This window comes from Acetobacter sp. AAB5, assembly GCF_050106715.1.
Lineage (GTDB): Bacteria > Pseudomonadota > Alphaproteobacteria > Acetobacterales > Acetobacteraceae > Acetobacter > Acetobacter oryzifermentans.
Map to the genome: position 1 here is coordinate 96,143 of NZ_JBNIEW010000003.1, position 17,897 is coordinate 114,039.

14 protein-coding genes and 1 pseudogene are annotated in these 17,897 nt (G+C 44.4%); 11 read left to right on the top strand and 4 right to left on the bottom strand.

The features are described 5' to 3' along the window. Positions 1-47: 47 nt before the first annotated feature. Both ACP7IZ_RS04495 and ACP7IZ_RS04500 read right to left on the bottom strand, forming a co-directional pair. Positions 48-941, bottom strand: a complete 894-nt coding sequence (locus ACP7IZ_RS04495) for a DNA-binding response regulator (protein ID WP_426848017.1) — start codon at positions 939-941, stop codon at positions 48-50. Continuing rightward, entirely contained in the window at positions 938-4,276 is a 3,339-nt protein-coding gene (locus ACP7IZ_RS04500) for a hybrid sensor histidine kinase/response regulator (RefSeq protein WP_426848018.1), read from the bottom strand. The genes ACP7IZ_RS04495 and ACP7IZ_RS04500 overlap by 4 nt, the downstream gene beginning before the upstream one ends. A 209-nt stretch (positions 4,277-4,485) precedes the next feature. Between ACP7IZ_RS04500 and urtA the strand changes: the two genes are divergently transcribed. The 5 genes from urtA (at position 4,486) to urtE (ending at position 9,361) form a co-directional block, all read left to right on the top strand. Continuing rightward, positions 4,486-5,751, top strand: a complete 1,266-nt coding sequence (gene urtA / locus ACP7IZ_RS04505; protein WP_426848019.1) for an urea ABC transporter substrate-binding protein — start codon at positions 4,486-4,488, stop codon at positions 5,749-5,751. A gap of 63 nt (positions 5,752-5,814) precedes the next feature. Next, a complete protein-coding gene (gene urtB / locus ACP7IZ_RS04510; protein WP_426848020.1) occupies positions 5,815-6,741 on the top strand; it encodes an urea ABC transporter permease subunit UrtB in 927 nt (308 codons plus the stop codon). A gap of 11 nt (positions 6,742-6,752) precedes the next feature. Next, positions 6,753-7,868 carry an urea ABC transporter permease subunit UrtC gene (gene urtC, locus ACP7IZ_RS04515; RefSeq protein WP_426848021.1) on the top strand — a complete coding sequence of 372 codons (1,116 nt, stop codon included), beginning with the start codon at positions 6,753-6,755 and terminating at the stop codon, positions 7,866-7,868. 13 nt (positions 7,869-7,881) lie between these two features. Beyond that, positions 7,882-8,634: an urea ABC transporter ATP-binding protein UrtD gene (urtD, locus tag ACP7IZ_RS04520; RefSeq protein ID WP_426848022.1), complete on the top strand. Its 753-nt coding sequence runs from the start codon at positions 7,882-7,884 to the stop codon at positions 8,632-8,634. 22 nt (positions 8,635-8,656) lie between these two features. After that, positions 8,657-9,361, top strand: coding sequence for an urea ABC transporter ATP-binding subunit UrtE (gene urtE, locus ACP7IZ_RS04525; RefSeq protein ID WP_426848236.1), 705 nt, complete (start codon positions 8,657-8,659; stop codon positions 9,359-9,361). Positions 9,362-9,641: 280 nt separating this feature from the next. Here the strand turns inward: urtE and ACP7IZ_RS04530 are convergent, their stop codons facing one another. Further along, a complete protein-coding gene (locus tag ACP7IZ_RS04530; protein ID WP_426848023.1) occupies positions 9,642-10,187 on the bottom strand; it encodes a DUF4142 domain-containing protein in 546 nt (181 codons plus the stop codon). Between the two features lie 416 nt (positions 10,188-10,603). Between ACP7IZ_RS04530 and ACP7IZ_RS04535 the strand changes: the two genes are divergently transcribed. After that, entirely contained in the window at positions 10,604-11,098 is a 495-nt protein-coding gene (locus tag ACP7IZ_RS04535) for a hypothetical protein (RefSeq protein ID WP_426848024.1), read from the top strand. 75 nt (positions 11,099-11,173) lie between these two features. Here the strand turns inward: ACP7IZ_RS04535 and ACP7IZ_RS04540 are convergent, their stop codons facing one another. After that, complete coding sequence (locus ACP7IZ_RS04540) at positions 11,174-11,578, bottom strand: hypothetical protein (RefSeq protein ID WP_426848025.1); 405 nt, start codon at positions 11,576-11,578, stop codon at positions 11,174-11,176. A gap of 271 nt (positions 11,579-11,849) precedes the next feature. Here ACP7IZ_RS04540 and ACP7IZ_RS04545 point away from each other — a divergent pair. The 5 genes and pseudogenes from ACP7IZ_RS04545 to ACP7IZ_RS04565 all read left to right on the top strand — a co-directional run bounded on the left by ACP7IZ_RS04545 (position 11,850) and on the right by ACP7IZ_RS04565 (position 17,253). After that, a pseudogene (locus ACP7IZ_RS04545) lies at positions 11,850-12,382 on the top strand (transposase). Positions 12,383-13,675: 1,293 nt separating this feature from the next. Further along, on the top strand, positions 13,676-14,440 hold the full coding sequence (locus ACP7IZ_RS04550; protein ID WP_426848026.1) for a hypothetical protein: 765 nt from the start codon (positions 13,676-13,678) through the stop codon (positions 14,438-14,440). Continuing rightward, positions 14,424-15,089: a hypothetical protein gene (locus tag ACP7IZ_RS04555; RefSeq protein WP_426848027.1), complete on the top strand. Its 666-nt coding sequence runs from the start codon at positions 14,424-14,426 to the stop codon at positions 15,087-15,089. Before ACP7IZ_RS04550 ends, ACP7IZ_RS04555 begins: the two co-directional genes overlap by 17 nt. Positions 15,090-15,104: 15 nt before the next feature. Then, entirely contained in the window at positions 15,105-15,737 is a 633-nt protein-coding gene (locus ACP7IZ_RS04560; RefSeq protein WP_426848028.1) for a hypothetical protein, read from the top strand. Positions 15,738-16,038: 301 nt separating this feature from the next. After that, positions 16,039-17,253 carry an IS256 family transposase gene (locus ACP7IZ_RS04565; protein WP_426848029.1) on the top strand — a complete coding sequence of 405 codons (1,215 nt, stop codon included), beginning with the start codon at positions 16,039-16,041 and terminating at the stop codon, positions 17,251-17,253. Positions 17,254-17,897 lie beyond the last annotated feature (644 nt).

The following is a 17,897-nucleotide window of genomic DNA, read 5'->3' on the forward strand; positions in this document are numbered from 1 at the left end:
TTTTGAAAACAACCACCTGTTAAATAAGACAGGTGGTTGTTTTTTATCTACACCAGAAGGGCTTGAAGAACACGTGCGGTTGCGGCTGCACGGTTTTCAACCCCTATTTTTACGTAAGCTTGTTCAAGATGTTTATTAACTGTTCTGTGGCTGATAGAAAGTATTTCTGCAATATCCCGATTGGTTTTACCTTTTGAAATCCAGAATAGAACTTCTGCTTCTCGTGCTGTTAGATTAAGGCGTTTTTGTAATGAAGAAATCTCATTCCCTTCTTTAGAAACAGTTAGACGAATAAGAAATTCTTCCGGTTCTGGTTGCCCCATAAAAATAAGATTTACATTTATATTCTTATTTGAATATTTATAGCACACTTCTACTGGTGTAGGCTCTATCTTGCAACGTTGATACCAGTGTAAGATATCTTCTGGAAGATATGAGCTCTCTGCGATGAGAGTATCGCCCAGAATCAGGGGAACTTGTGGCGTGAACCATAAGATTTTTCCCTGTTTGTTTACAGCCAGAAAATGGCGCCCGGAAAAATCAATTGCTCGGTAGATAGATCTTGTGGTGCGAGCGTTTTTAAGGTGAGTTTGAACACGAGCTAGAAGTTCAGGCGGTTGTATAGGTTTAATGATATAATCAACGCTGCCAACATCAAAAGCCTGTACAATATGTTTTTGCTCAGAAAGACCAGTCATGAATATGACAGGAATATCACAGAGCTCTGGCATCTGTTTCATTTGCGTGCACATTTCAAAACCATTTGTTTCTGGCATAAGGGCATCCAAAAGCACCAGATCAACATCCACATCTAAAAGTATAGCAAGGGCATTCTTGGCAGATTGTGAGACAAGGGTCGTGAAGCCAGCATTTTCCAATATATTCATTATAAGAGAAAGATTTTCGGGGCTGTCATCTACAACAAGAACAATGCCGTTCATGATCTTTCCTTATAATTTTCTAAGAAATTCTGCAATTTTTGCATTTGCGATCGGCAAGCCATATCTCGAATAAGCTGAGCATCAACAGAATCATCTATTTTATCAAGAAAACGTATGATTCCGGCAACATGTCCAATTCGGGATAAGCGACGTAATTCTGCAAGATGGTTATCTTGTAATCTATTACGAGAAGTAGCCGGGGGTTTCGTCGGCTTTGGGGGCAGTTTTATAGCACTGAGTGCTTGGTTTATAAGAAGAAGCAGATCAGGAATTGAAACAGGTTTGGAAAGAATGCTATTGCAAAGTCCTTCTCGGTTATTACCTAAGCGCGTTTGTTCATCAGCAGAAATAACAAAGATAGTAGAGTCACGGTTTATACTGTTCCGTAAATGACGTGCTAATTCCCATCCATTCATTCCGGGCATGTTGATATCAATAAGGAAAATATCTATCCGAACATGTTTTGCAATATCAAGGCATTCTTGCGCACTTGCAGCAGAGTAAACTAAAAATCCAAAAGGCTCTAGAATATCATTTATCATTCCACGATGAATACTATCATCATCAACAACAAAAACAGCTGGGCGCTTACTGCCTTCATGTATCTGCACATTATATGTAGGTGCCGGGGTTTCCTTTGATTCTGTCTGTGCAAGCATTAGCCGTACGCGGCAAGTTGTGCCTACTCCAACCTGGCTTTTGATTGTGAGTTCACCTCCTAAAATCTGAACAAGAAGGCGAGTTATAGTTAAACCAAGGCCGGTTCCCTGAATGCCTTGTGAAGCAGGGTGAGAACTGCGCTGGAAGGGTTCATGAATACGTTCTATGTCAGTTGCAGGTATTCCTATTCCTGTATCTTGTATCTCAAAAGTTGCAATTTCCATGCTCCATCTGACGGAAAATGAGACAGATCCGCTTGGTGTAAATTTGATGGCATTGGAAAGAAGATTAATTAAAATTTGTCGTAGTCTTCTTTGATCTGTCATAACATATTTGGGAAGATCATCTGGAATATGCTCAACAAACAGAAGTTTTTTTTGATTGACCTGAAAACGAAGCATTTCAGTTAGATGTTTTAGAAATTCTCGAAAATTAATTTTTTCGCGCAGAATATCCATACGACCCGCTTCTATTTTTGAAATATCAAATAAACCTTCAATCAGACCACTTAAATGTTCTGTGCTCCGTTGTATAACTTTTAATCCTTCATTTTGTTTTTCAGGCGTGAGCATTTTATTTTCTAGAAGGTACGCGTATCCCATGATGGAGTTGAGGGGTGTACGAATTTCGTGGCTAACACCTACCATAAATCGACTTTTTGAAAGATTAGCTGATTCAGCACGTTCTTTAGCTTTTTTTAGTTCCTGATCTGTGCGTTTATGCGCATGTATTTCTCTCATAAGAAGGCGTGTCTGAAATCTATTTTCGTCTTCTGCGGCACGATAACTGCGCTGGCTGAGTACCAGAAACCATGCAATGACGGTTAAAGGCGCACTGAGCAAAAAGAATGTCTTCCAGAAAATAATGTAAAGCTGGTTGGGCACAATATGTGGAATTTTCAAAATATTTATATAAATACTGTACAAAATAATGCCCGTGCAAAAAACAAGCGTCGAAAAAATAATAAAATAACGACCTAAAATACCAGATACCTGCGTAGCAATAAATTTAGGGAATATATTGTAGGTTACTTTTTTTATTTGCCCTGAAAGATGTGCTGTTTCTGCTTTGCATGCATCGCGACAACGGGAGTCTAACGTGCAACACAATGAGCAGATAAACCCCGTATAGACAGGACAGAAGGCTATATCTTCCTGTTCAAAAGAGTTTTTGCAAATCACGCACACACAATGAATTTTGTCGCTCTGAAGAGAGAGGGGAGGGCGTGCCAGATAATAACGTCCTTCGGTCAACCATCCGATAAAAGGCGCCAGACAAAAGGAGGTTGTTAACCCGATAAATGGGGAAAAAGCTGACAATGTATCACCAAATAACCCTGTGTAACTTGCTGTGGCCGTAACAAGGCCGCCTGTCATGCTTCCCATACCTACAGGGTTGATGTCGTAAAGATAGGCGCGGCGGAATTCGATTCCTGCTGGGCTAAAACCAAGTGGTTTATTGATGATGAGGTCTGATGTAAGCGCACCTATCCATGAGGCCGCAATTGTTGAATGGAGAAAGAGCATATGCACAATGGTGCTATATACATCCATCTCCATCAAAAGTAGGCCCAGCCCGACATTGAATACCACCCACACAATGCGCCCAGGGTGGCTATGCGTCATGCGGGAAAAGAAATTGGACCATGCAATAGATCCCGCGTAGGCATTTGTAATATTGATTTTTAGCTGGGACAGCACAATGAATAGAATGGTCAATGCGAGTGCAAGGCCATGAACCGATGTTACCTGCTGAAAGGCAAGAAGATACATGGTTGTAGGTTGTTGTGCTTCTACCGGAAGCACGCCACGAATAATAGCAAGCCATGCGAGAAACATACCTGCAAGGATTTTCAACCCGCCGGGGAATATCCAGCCCGCACCGCATGTAAGTAGCACGCCCCACCACGTCCATTTCTGGTACGTCTGTTTAGGCACGGGAAGAAAGCGAAGAAAATCTACTTGTTCACCTATCTGGGTAATCACCGAAAATATGATCGACAGAGCCCCTCCAATTCCAGCCAATTCCAAAACAGGAAGTTCACGCGTACCAGCGTAATGTATCCAATTTGTTATAGGTACAGGTTGCTTACAGGCCATAACCAAGAAAGGGAGTAACTGAAGGATAAGCCATGGTGCGACAGTCCATCTCTGAAAGCGGCTTATAAGAGTAAAACCTTTGGCAACTATCGGAATGATAACGAGTGCTGAAAATATGTAACCCAGCCAAAGGGGGATACCGAGGCACATTTTGAGTATGTCGGAGAGTATCGCGCCTTCTATGGCAAAAAATATAAAAGTGAATGACGCATAAATGAGAGAGGTAAGCGTTGAACCAATGTAACCGAAGCCAGCACCACGTGTAAGTAGATCAAGATCTATGCCATAGCGTGAGGAATAGTAGCTGATAGGGAGGCTTAATAGGAAAATCAGCGTAATACCCAACAGCAGTGCTAGGCAGGCGTTTGGAAAGCCATATTTTAAAAAGACGATACCTCCAATCATTTCGAGGGCAAGAAAAGAAACACCTCCAAAAGCTGTATTCGCGACACTTAAAGGAGACCATCGCCGTGCTGCTTCGGGCGTGAAGCGCAAGGCATAATCTTCCATTGTTTCATCCGCGACCCAGCGATTGTAGGTGCGGCGTGATCTGATGATTCGTTGATGTGGGAACATGCGTCTCCCCACGACACTATGAGGGCTTCTGCTGGAGTGTGGACCAAAAACCTGTCGAATGTATATTAAATAACGATTCCGAAATGAAAAGAGTCTTTTAGACCCATTGTTGTACGTTAATCGACGTATGGCGAACGCGTGCCTACTTTCCGACAGTCAGGTTGTTGTCACGGAGTGTATCGACACTCGCAGCCAAGGTGGTAGGTCTTATGCCTGACAAGAAAATTGATCTTTTGAAACAACAAGCCAGCCGTCGTCAGATGCTTGCTGGCCTTTCGGCTCTTTCACTCAGTCCTCTTCTGTCTCGTCTTGCATATGCAGATGTTCCATCGACTGCCGCAGTTAATACGACGGGGCTAGCCGTTACCGATGATACTGTCACAGTTGGAATTCTACATTCTATCACAGGTACCATGGCGCTGAGCGAGATCGGGTCCGTTGAAGCAGAGAAGTTGGCCATTGCGCAGATTAATGAAAGTGGTGGCGTTCTCGGCCGAAAAATCAACTTCATTCAGGAAGATGGTGCCAGTGACTGGCCAACCTTTGCCGAAAAAGCGCGTAAACTTCTTGAAAATGACAAATGCGCATCTGTCTTTGGGTGCTGGACATCTGCATCACGCAAAGCTGTGTTACCTGTATTCGAACAGTACAATGGGCTGCTTTATTACCCGACATTTTATGAAGGACTCGAGCAGTCACGTAACGTGATCTATACCGGACAGGAGGCTACACAGCAGATTCTTGCTGGCCTTGACTGGATCAGTAAGGAGAAGAACGCGAAAACATACTATCTCCTCGGGTCTGATTATATTTGGCCCCGAACAGCGAACAAAATAGCGCGCAAGCATATTGAGAATCACCTTAAGGGATCCCGTGTGGTGGGTGAAGAATACTTCCCGCTGGGGGACTCTCAATTCAACTCCGTCATTAATAAAATTAAGCTCATGAAGCCAGATGTGATCTATGCGATCATTGTCGGTGGTTCAAATGTGGCCTTTTACAAGCAACTTAAGGCCGCAGGTCTGGATCTATCCAAACACAACTTGATGACCATTTCTGTTACAGAAGATGAAATACTTGGCATTGGAGGTGAAAATATAGCAGGCGCTTACGCATGCATGAAGTACTTCCAGAGCATTGATACTCCTGACAACAAAAAATTTGTTGCGGCTTTCAAAAAAATGTGGGGCGAAAAAAGTGTCATTGGGGATGTTACACAAGCAGCTTATCTGGGGCCATGGCTATGGAAACTTACAGTAGAAAAGGCCGGAACTTTCGATATCAGTAAGGTGATTGACGCATCTCCGGGTATTGAATTCAAGAATGCTCCAGAAGGTTATGTGCGGATTCATAAAAATCATCATCTGTGGAGTAAAACACTGGTTGGGCGTGCCCGTACAGATGGTCAGTTCGATGTAATTTATGAAACACCAGAACTCATGGAGCCAAATCCGTTCCCCGTTGGATATCAATAAACTGCGTGGGCACTGAGCGTTCATTTGGTTTTTCTTTCTCCCCTCATCAGGAGATACTTGGTTATGCTTTCGGGATATTCATTCAATGACCTGGCATCCATTTTTGTTATGCAAAGTTTTGCTGGGCTCATCTTGTTTTCTGTTTTTCTCCTGATGGCATTGGGTCTGGCCATCGTTTTTGGTCAGATGGGTGTGATCAATATGGCTCATGGGGAGTTCATGATCCTCGGGGCTTACACAACTTACCTCTGTTCCTATGTTTTTGCGCAATGGGCGCCAGCACTGTTTGGGCTATATTTTTTTGTTGCCGTGGTTCTTGCATTTATTGTTGCTGGTACAGCCGGGATGTTTCTGGAATGGTCATTAATACGTTTTCTCTATAAAAGGCCGCTGGATACACTTCTTGCTACATGGGGTGTCAGTTTGATTTTGCAGCAAGTCTTTCGGTCAATATTTGGTGCTCGTGAAGTAGGGGTAACGCTTCCTGACTGGATGATGGGATCATGGAATCTCAGTGATACTATTCAGATTCCCATCAATGGTATGATTGTCATTGCGATTACACTTCTCATTACCGGTGTGATCTATGCTCTGCTTTATAAATCAGGCTGGGGTAAGCAGGTACGTGCAGTCATGCAAAATCGGACAATGGCCGGTAACGTCGGCATTAATACCGAACGGGTTGATCGTTTTACTTTCGGCTTAGGTTGTGGTGTTGCCGGGGTTGCGGGTTCGGCTTTTACCATGATTGGGTCCACAAGTCCTACGGCAGGCCAGCAATATATTGTGGATACATTTTTGGTTGTTGCGTTTGGAGGTACTGAAAGTCTGGGGGGAACAATTGCGTCTTCATTCAGTATTTCTCAAGCACGTTCTATCCTTGAGTTTTTCCTTAATGGCTCCATGGCGCAAGTGCTTGTTCTGCTTACTGTCATAGGTATTCTCATGCTGCGTCCACAGGGTCTGTTTGCCCTTAAAGTCCGTCGTTAGGAGAAGGGAATATGTTTTCGCTTCAAAGCCGCAAGGATATCTTATTCCTTTCAATTTTGTCTGCCATTCTCCTGATTGTATTGCCTTTGGGATTGGATGCGTTTCGTCTTAATCTTGTCGGCAAATATCTTACGTATGCTTTTGTAACCATTGGGCTGGTTGCATGCTGGGGAGATTCAGGAATTCTTAGTCTTGGTCAGGGAATATTTTTTGGGCTTGGTGGATATTGCATGGCAATGTTTCTAAAGCTCCAGGCGTCCACTTTGGAGGCTACGAAAAGCCAGTCTACTCCAGGTATCCCCGATTTTATGGATTGGAACCAGATTACGGCTTTACCTTGGTTCTGGAAGCCGTTTCATAGCCTTTCTTTTTCACTCGTGGCAATTATAGCCGTGCCAGCGCTTCTTGCGATGGTGATTGGTGCAGCGATGTTTAAACGCCGTGTTGGAGGAACATATTTTGCAATTATTACACAAGCCATAGCATCTGTTTTGACCATTCTTATCATCGGTCAGCAGGGATATACCGGTGGAGTCAACGGTATCACAGACCTTCGTACGCTTGATGGTTGGGATATTCGGACTGATCATGCAAAACTTGTTCTTTACTACGCAGGTGTTTTTTTACTTTTGGCTTGTTTGCTTTTGGTGCGTTTTGTGCGGCAAAGCAAGCTCGGCCGTATTTTGCGTGCGATGCGGGATCAGGAAGATAGAGTAAGATTTTCTGGTTATAATGTTGCAAATTTTAAAATATTCATTTTTGCTTTGGCGGCAGCCATGGCTGGTGTTGGTGGTGCTCTCTTTACATTAGAAGTGGGCTTTATGTCTCCCACATTTGTTGGAATTGTACCGTCTATTGAAATGGTCATTTACTGTGCGGTAGGTGGACGTAATTCATTGGTTGGGGCTGTGTATGGCACACTTTTGGTAAACTGGGCCCGCACAAGCTTTTCGGAATCGCTTCCGGAGCTTTGGACATTTGCTATGGGCGGCTTGTTTATTGGAATTGTTGTTTTTCTACCTGGAGGACTCGCCAGTCTTTATGAGAATTATATTGACCCATATGTCCTTCGTATTCTTGGAGGAAACCGCAGGCAGACCTCACATGCCGTAGATGAAGCAGCATAAGGAAGAAAGCAAGATGAAAATGCAAAATGAAACATTGCTTTCTGTTGAAAACCTTAGTGTATCTTTCGATGGATTTAAAGCTGTTGATAACTTATCGTTCCAGCTTGCAAAAGGAGAAATTCGGGTAATAATTGGGCCTAATGGCGCAGGTAAGACAACAGTTCTAGACCTCATTTGTGGGCGTACAAAAGCCACATCAGGTTCTATTCAGTTCGAAGGGCGGGAGCTCACTCGGCTTAAGGAGTATGATATTGTTCGGGCCGGGGTAGGGCGTAAGTTTCAGACGCCATCTGTCTATGAAGATCTAACGGTTTTTGAAAATCTGGAAATATCTTACCCATCCGGAAGAAGTGTTTTTGAGGCACTTTTTTTTAGGAGAGATAAGAAAATAATCAATCGCATAAAAGAAATTGCGGAAATGATTTTTCTTGATAACCAGCTCGATCGTAAAGCTGCTGATCTTAGCCATGGCCAGAAACAGTGGCTGGAAATAGGAATGTTGCTTATTCAGGACCCTGCGCTTTTGATGCTGGATGAACCTGTTGCAGGTATGACAGTTAATGAACGCGTACGTACAGCAGAGCTACTTCAGCGTATTATACAATCACGTTCAGTTCTTGTAATTGAGCATGATATGGGGTTTGTCGAAAAAATTGCCCACCGGGTTACTGTTCTTCATCAGGGACGTATTATTTCAGATGGTTCGATGGAACATGTGAAAAACGACCCAAAAGTTGTGGAGGTGTATCTTGGACACTCAATATAACAATAAAACCACGAATGTTTCAGTGTTGGATAAATCGCTGTTGGATGCTCGAGGCTTACATGTAGCTTATGGGGCTAGTGAAGTTCTGCACGGCGTTGATTTACAAGTTGGGCGTGGTGAAATTGTCGTTCTCATGGGGCGTAATGGTATGGGAAAAACGACACTCATGAAATCACTTATTGGCAATTTACCTCTCCGTTCAGGAAGTATCAGGCTTGATGGTAAGGATATTACAAAGTTGCCAGCTTATAAGCGTGTTGAATCTGGTCTGGCCTATGTTCCTCAAGGGCGTATGATATTCCCTGCCATGACAGTAACCGAAAATATTGAGACGGGTTTATTTGTAAGAAATGAAAAGTCTGTTCCAGAAGATCTCTATAAAATTTTTCCGGTTTTGCGAGAAATGGGATCACGAAGAGGAGGTAATTTATCTGGCGGACAGCAACAGCAGCTTGCAATAGCACGTGCTTTGGCAACACGTCCTAAAGTTCTTTTGTTGGACGAACCTACAGAAGGAATACAACCATCTATTATCCTTGAGATGGCGCGGACGTTGAAACAAATTCGTGATAATAGTGGTTTAAGTATTATGGTGTCTGAACAGGTGCTCAGTTTTGCTTTGGATATTGCAGACCGTATTCTGGTGATTGAAGGGGGTAATATTGTGCATCAGACAACAAAAGCAGATGTTGACGTTGAGAAACTTACACGTTTTCTGTCTGTTTGAGGTATTTTAAAAATGATTTTGGAATAAGGAGAAAATCAGAAAGTTTGTCTAAAAATTTTATGAAATCAGGTCGTGTTGAGTATGCATGATAGAAAAGTAGTTAACCAAAGATCATTTATCATAATGTCGGACGTCTGAAACAATAGGGTTGTAAGTATATATCTAGGTATGTGGGATTGGTGTAATGGCTGGAGCACGAACAAACCGCCCTTACAGAAGGTTCCATTTCGGTGGCACCTTCTGTGTAAATATGTTTTCGTAATTATATAGAGTAAAATTCTTATTTGATTTGCGACTGATAAGTTGTGAGTTTGGTCTTGGTATCGGTAGCGAGTTTGACCAGGTCTGTATTTTTGGATGTGGTAATTTCTGTCGTAAGAACTAATTTCATTTTGGCTGTGCTGCTCATGAAATAGCGGGAGTAGCTTCGGTCAAACGCTGAGCCATATAAATGTTGCAACCGATCAATAATTTTTTGGTTTTGAGCAGAGGGTTTTGCGGGCAGCGTTAAAGTATGAGTTGTTGCTAATTTGGTGAGCGTGTCATGGTTTTCTGTTAGATCTTTCACGATAGTCGGGCTGAGAAGAGCGATATCGTTGCGAGCCGAATGGGTTTTGGCAAGATTTGCCAACGCAATATGGGTGAGATCCATTTCATTAAGTTGTTGGACGAAATTTGCGTCAGCAGACGTAAATGGCGCAGCTTGTGCCAAGGCAGGCAAAGGAGGTGCTGGTGGCTGACCGGGGCTGATACAGGCGCTCAGCGCAAAAAGGCCAATAAGAAGTGGCGAATAGGTAAGCGCTTTACAACGAGACAGGGCCAGCATGATCAGCAAATTCTCCTTTGGCCGCACAGGCCGTTTTGTATGACAGTTTTGAATTGTGTCATACACTGCTTGGGAAAGTCTATGATGATAGGAAGGGATCAAGGAGGCAAGATAGTATTTTCTGGTTAATATTATAAAATAAAGTGACAATAAGAAATATATATTGATAATATTTGTGATTTAATTTATCAAAAAAGAAATGTTCACACTTTATTTAACATCGTGCATTGTATGGAGTAGAGCACAGTAAATTAGAATGGCTGCGCTTCTCTGTGTAAGTGTTTAGGTAAAGTGTGAGGATAGTCGAAGAAATGAAGTGTCGTATTGCGGGTTTGTTCGCGGTTGCCTCACTCTCTGTGAGTCTGAGTGGGTGCGGGTATTTTGATTCACGGGCTGCTCATAAAGCACAAATCACAATGATCGGGATGACTTCCTATGATCTGCAAGCCTGTGCGGGTCTGCCAACAGCAACCAAGCAGATTAATGATACAACTCAGATTTTTGTTTACACAGGAACGCAGCCACAGCCGAGTTATGGTGGTTCCACCCTTATTCCGATAGGTGATATTGCAACAACAATTGCACAACTTGGTGGCGGGGGTGGAACGAGTTGTTCTGCTGTGATCCGTCTGGATCATGACCGTGTCTCGGATGTGCATTATACAGGCAATAATGACGAAATGGTTGGAACAGATGGTATCTGTTCCATTATTACACGTGGCTGCGCCCGCCAGCCTGAAGGCACAATGCAAAAATCTGCTGGCGGTATTTTGGGCCCGGTTTCAGCTTTCCATCCGCCGCGTACGCCACAGCAATCCACAACGGCAACGTACTCTACGCAATCTGGTGGTGCTGTCTTGAATTCTGATCAAAAATCATCAGATCCAATCATTGTTCCTAGAACAAAATAAGGCGCAGGTTTAAAAAGTATTTCTATTGTATTTTTAGAGGAAGCATAGTTTTGGAAATGCTTCCTCTTTATTATGTTATTTTCGTAACCCTATAATATTTGATGACTTTGTGGGTAATATATTTTGGGAGGCTTGATAATAAGCTTTGGCGGTTACCCAGTGGAGAGCTGTTTCGCCTTCCTGTACGGTCAGAATGCCCTCATCAATTTCCTGCCCTACACTCAAGGATGCCAAGTCTACCTGCAAGAGAAGGTTATAATGGTCCCCCATAGCAGCAGGCCCGTATTGAAAATGTGCCTGATAGATGCAGCTAAAGCGTTTATAGGCTGTGCCTTTTACAAGTGGATATTTTGAAAAACACTTTGAAACAGCAGCATGCATTTCTCCTTTACCGTGGTCATCTGCGCATCCTGATAAGAACATACAGATAGAAGCAGCGACAAGAAAATACTTCGGTGTTATGTTTGTGAAAATTTTCATGTTCCAGATAAATATTTTGTAGACAATAGTATGTATAGACATTTTTAAAACATATGGAATGTAACATAAAAATCTAGAGAAATAACTTGTTAAATATTTGTCTGGATTGAATATTAACCTTCTCATCTTTGGCCTTGCTGCACGAAACGATGCACACGTCGTAGTTTCGGGGCGGTAGTCTTGAGGAAAGAAGATACCCTTGGCTGATCTTCCTTTTGTGCCAGAAGATGTTCCACACTTTTGTGTCTGATTGGTGCAGTAATGAGGAATGATGCCTGCACATAAACCGTATCCTTCTGATGTATCAGATGAAGAATGGACCCGGGTTGTCCCGTATCTGGTTCTGATGTGCGAGGATGCGGAGCAGTGACATCACGCGTTGCGCGAACTGTTTAACAGATTACGTTATGTGCTCCGCTACGGAATTGCCTAGCGCACCATGCCGAATGACCTTCCACCGTGCTCGGCGGTCTACTAGCAATCCCCTCGCTGGATGAAGGCTGGCAGCTTCGAAGTGTTGGTGTCTGATCTGCGTATCGCCTCTGGTCGCAGAGCGGAGTTAACGGCAGCCATTCTCGATAGCCGGGGTTGTGTTTGACATCGGCGAGAAACCTACCGGGGCAGCATGGACCTAGAGAATTGTCCTTAAGGTTGTCGGGTTGCCCGAGGTCAAACGTGGTTTCGTCCTACTGCCGCGCCGATGGGGCATCGAACAATTTTCGCATGGGCTACGCGATGTTGCAGACTCGTCAAGTATTACGACGTTACCCTTCAATACTCGCAAGTATTCATACTCAGAGGTGATGCTATACTTTCTCACAGTATATAATACTCTCTAGCGCGTATCGGGAATGATCTATTGCAGCATGAATATCATCAGTCATGGTGCATTTTACGCACAAGGAAGAGCTGAAATGCCAGTCCATAGATAAGGTCGGTGCGTGTCTTGGCAAGTTGACGGTCTGTTGTGGCGAGGGAATGCCAGATTTCATTTTTGCCGAGAACAGGGCGCAGGGATGCCGTGCCGGAAATGATAGCCAGAAGGAAGGCAAATAACACAAAAGGCCTCGGGCTGAAGAAGCTCCTTGGAGTAGGTGCAAAACTCTGGGAGCATCAAAACTCACAAGCCCCTTTGTTTTCAATGAGGTAGATGTGGTGCGAACTGCGGGACTCGAACCTACACATAGTCGCAACTCACTTTGCAACCACCTGAAAAACATCAATTATTTTTCAGGTCGGTGTAGCAAAAGTGTAGCACGCATAGGTAGCAATGCAAGCTGTTTTGTAGCCGCTACATTATTCGTTGCAGTCGTGGAGATGTTGCTTTGTCACCAAAACCCGATAATGCTTGTGATAAGAACCGTCACCTTGTCAGCCATACGCCTTTTCCAGAAAGCTTCAGATCAACAAAGATGTAATCCATTGTTCGGGTTTCTGATGCGGGCAAATATCCATGCACCTTCAAGTCAGAAGGAGTGACTACTTAAAACGGTGAGCCTTTCATTTTTGCTTTAAGTGGATAGGCCATAAAACAACCTGTGCTGACATTGAAGCTACGTTCGGATAAAACCAAAACACAGTGTTCATCCGCCATTGCACTTCCAGCCTGGAGAGACAAATTTAGAAGGAAAGTGTCCCCTCGCTCTGGTGCGTAGGCTACAGACGACCTTTTTTCCGACTGCTTGAACATCAAGAGCCAATTTATGCCGATGCTGTTCCGGATCAAAATGGGTCATTAGTTCGTCCAAGATGGCACGCTTTCTACGGAGACGGATAATAATTTCCTCCCCGTAGACACAGGTTTCCACTTTGTTTTTTATATTAAGATTAGCCTCACGAAGGCTGGAAGCATTTGGCCGGACACCGGCGCTGTTTCTCCGTCTTCCAATGGCCGCAACTATAGCATTAGACAATTTCTCATCCGTTTAGTGTATAAAGTTTATGCACTATGCTAAGTAATTTTTTTGATGTTGGTTAATCCACGGGGAAGGGATCTGTAAGAAATTACGGGTATCTAGAGAAAACTGTAGAATATGCTACAATGCAGTGTAAGTGTATGATTTAGTGTAAATGTATGATTTAGTGAGGGTATTCATCGTGAAAAATTTTAATGTTCACAGATTGAAGGGCGTCATATTCCCGCTTCCTGATAGTCATCAGGGCGATTTTTTCGATGAGTGGGGTAAGATTTGGTCTGATATCAAGCCGACCTCTTTTCAGCAGATGGCTTCCCACCCATTTCCGCAAAGTCGTGGAAGTGCAGTTATGGAAGGGCTTCTCGTAACCTTGACCATCCAACCTGGACGCGTGGAGGTGATGGTTGAGGCTGTACCTTTTGAAGCTTCAGCTTCACAGGAAAGCAGTGATGCTCCTCCTCGTATATTAAAAATCAATGATGCTTTAGATCTGTTGTCTGACTCGATGAAAAAAATATGCCAGATACATCAGCCCGTGCGGGTGTCACAGATTTTGGATTCAACGAAGTCGGTCGAGAAAATTGATCAATTACCAGAGGTTATGAGAATTTGTAAAAACGTGTCTCCGCCACCAGGCACTTCAGATTTGATGATAAGATTTAATGTTCCACGAAAATTCAAATCAAATCGTCAGTTGGAAATGAATAGAGTATGTACCATTGTCGCAGGAAAACAGTTGATCATGGTAAGTTCGGCTGTATTGAAGGGTGGTATTCCTGAGGTTAGCGAAAGCAGTAGGGAAAAGTATTTTGTTGGAGTAAAATTTGACTTCAATAGTGCAGCAGATAATATTCAGCCTATAGAGGCGTCAGATGAAATTTTGGAAGAAATTCTTAGTGAAATCAAGAAGATTTTCACGGGAGGGATTGATGAATTGGCGGAATGAAGATTTGAATAAATCCGGTTGTTTCGGGGGTAGCATATATCATTTTAGTGCGGATAGTCTTCAGGTATTTGATTCTGTGTTAAGTGAACAATTCGGAGATGTGTATTTTGACACGTCAATTAATTCCGACCTTGGTTGGGTTCTTACCCCTCAGTTTAGCACTGAAGGAAGTAATGAGCAGGGTATGATCCTCCCTTTTTACCAAGATGTTGATAATTTTTATCGAAATATTGATGATGGCCGTTCCGATGAAAGCGCTGAGTGGGTAGATATTGATCTGAGTAAAGAGGCCGGAGAGAGTTACCCAGTTGTGTTTGACCAAGTCTACGGTAAAGCTTTTCAGTGTCTTCTTTCGTGGAAAACTGATGATGAAGGGGTAGAAGAAGGAGCTGTTATAAGTGCTCAGGCAGTGTTGCGGCAAATGTACAAAGAACAATGGCCACCACCAAAGATGTCCAACCACGGTGGAGATGCTGTAGTGTTTTTGTGGTCATTAGGAGAGCGAGTGAACGCAATTACAGTTACAGAAGGAGCATTTGGTTGTTTGACACGAGAGAACAGGGAAACTGTTTTTTATAAAGAGGAAATTAAATTTAATGTGAATGATTTGAATTTTAAAACTATAGAATGTTTGATTCAGAATAGTTGAGCTGTGTGTAGAGCAATGCTGGTTTCTATAGAAAAATCTGACACCGTTTCGCGATGGATATTTTATGATCCTGCATTCAGCAATGGCGTTCAAGCGGACGAAGTTTTATTTCCGTTTAGAGGACGATCTGATGATGATGGCTATTATCATGAGTCTGCGATTCTGGACAAACTAACTTCGCCGGAAGAAATTAATTCAAGAGGATGTCAAACGGCTGCAAAACGAAATAAAGACAAACTGAAAAGAGGGCCAATTCCTGAGGGAAAGAGAAGGTATTATTGTGGATACAGAAGTGCGACATACTCGGATATTCGCATGAAAGATGAACGCTTCGAGTTTAAATTTACGCATCGACCAGAAGATGATTATGATGCACATATTGATGTTGCTCTTAAAGTAGATGGAAGTAGACAAATAAAAGCTCAACGGCGGACTGAAGCGATAATAATTCTCTCTGAAGCATTTGGTTCCCCATATATTTATCGTTGTTCGTGTGATAACGAAGATATTGAACATCCTTTCGATCGGTTTGGAACAGGTTGCATGAGTGAGGCGAACAAAACATGGCATAAAGAAACAATAGAAAAGGTTAAAAATTTACAGGTGAAGCATTGTATGAATGATACGGATTGTTCCAAAGTAGTTTAAGTTTTTTATTTGGCAAGAGAAGATGTTCATTGAATTTGTGGAAATATCCAGAGCATGAATTGCTCAGCGACCAAAGGATTCAAGAATGTTTGGGATTGTACAGTGAATATAATGCTGATGAATGAACCCCACACGTCGCAATACCGCTTCCATCGTGACGATAAGGGAAAACTTCAGGGAGAAGTTATCTCTGAATAACCGGCTTTTCCCTTCTTCACATCCCGACCAACGCGGTTCAGGAGAGTGTCTGATCTTCTGTGTATGAGTGATTTGGTTCATGCTTGACCGAAAGGAAGCATGAATGACCATCTCGATGGAACTGCTGGACGAATTGCTGACGGGCGTGGAGCGTCCTGAAGACCTGCTTGGAGACGCCGGGCTGCTGAAGGAGCTGAAAATTCGGCTCATGGAGCGTATGCTGGGTGGGGAGCTGACCGCGCATCTGGGCTATGAGGAAGGCAAGGCTGCCCCGCCAGGCCAGTCGAACCGGCGGAATGGCTCCACAACCAAGGTGCTGAAGGGCCAGGACGGCGCATTTCCAATGACGGTGCCGCGCGACCGCGACAGCAGCTTCGAGCCGGAGCTTGTAAAGAAGGGCCAGACCCGGATCGACGGGATCGACGACAAGATCATCGGTCTCTATGCCGCTGGTCTGACTGTCCGGGACATCCAGACCCATCTGCTTGATCTTTATGGCCTGAAGGTCTCTCCCGACCTGATCAGCCGCGTCACCGATGCCGTTCTGGACGAGGTCCGGGAATGGCAAGGCCGGGCGCTGGATCGGATGTATCCCATCGTGATCTTCGATGCCCTTCGGGTAAAGATCCGCGATGCTGACAGCCGGACTGTTAAAAACAAGGCCGTTTACGTCGCCCTCGGTGTCACCCGCGAGGGGGTGCGCGAGGTTCTGGGGCTCTGGATCGCCGAGAATGAGGGGGCCAAATTCTGGCTTTCGGTGATGAACGAGTTGAAGAACCGGGGTATCCAGGACATCCTGATCACGGTCGTGGACGGGCTGAAAGGCTTCCCCGAGGCCATCGCCGCCGCCTTTCCCGAGGCAATGGTTCAAACCTGCATTGTTCACCTGGTCCGCCACAGCCTGAACTTCTGCTCATGGAAGGACCGCAAGGCCGTGGCTGCCGACCTGCGCCGGATCTACGGGGCCGCGACCGCTGACATGGCGGCGGCCGAGCTTGATGAATTCGAGGAGAAATGGGCCGAGAAATACGCTTCGATCGCCCCGGCATGGCGCCGGGCATGGGCCGAGGTGATCCCGTTTTTTGCCTTCGATCCGGCGATCCGCAAGATCATATATACCACGAACGCCATCGAGAGCCTGAACCGGGTCATCCGCAAATCGATCAAGACGCGCGGTTCGTTCCCCACCGACGATGCCGCAACGAAACTGATCTACCTGGCGATCCGCAGCTTCGAGAAAGATGGCCGCAATGTTCGGGAATGGTTTGCAGCCCGCAACCAGTTCGCCATAATGTTCGGCGAGCGCTTCGCCGCTTGAGTATTTGAAAACGCATGGGCCAGGCCAGATACACAGACTTCAGGACACTCCCCGGTTCCAGTAATGAAACAGCATTCCTTGACAGCGTCAGCGGGATTTTCACACCAGCATCCGCCAGCGTTGCAATCATGGAAACAAAACTGGTGGCATCCTGAATGCTAACAGGGCTTTTTCCCGCGACAGTCAGAGAGCGACCGCTGGACCTATCTGATTTTATCTTTTCCCGGATAGCCTGCTCAATATACTGACCAACCGGGATACCGGATTTTTTCGCCTGTATTCCTACAGCCTGCCGGATATCGGGGGAAACTCCGCGAATGCTCCATGAACCTTTTCCTGTATTACATTCGGCAATTTTGTTCCGAAAATTGCTATCAGTCATTGTCATACATTCTCCACACTATGTATGACATTATATCTGCAAATGTCTTACATTTTCAGAAGTCTGTCTGACAGTATCCCGGCTACGATGCAGGTCAATCGCACTCAGGCCATATTCTGAGTCTCTGATGACTTTCTGAAGCTCCCTGATCCGGATCCGGTCCGGTAGATAACTTCCATCGACATTGAGAAACAGAACCTGTTCCATCAGGCCGCCAAGTTCAGAGAGAGCTTCTATCGACTGGATGAACTGCTGTTTCTTC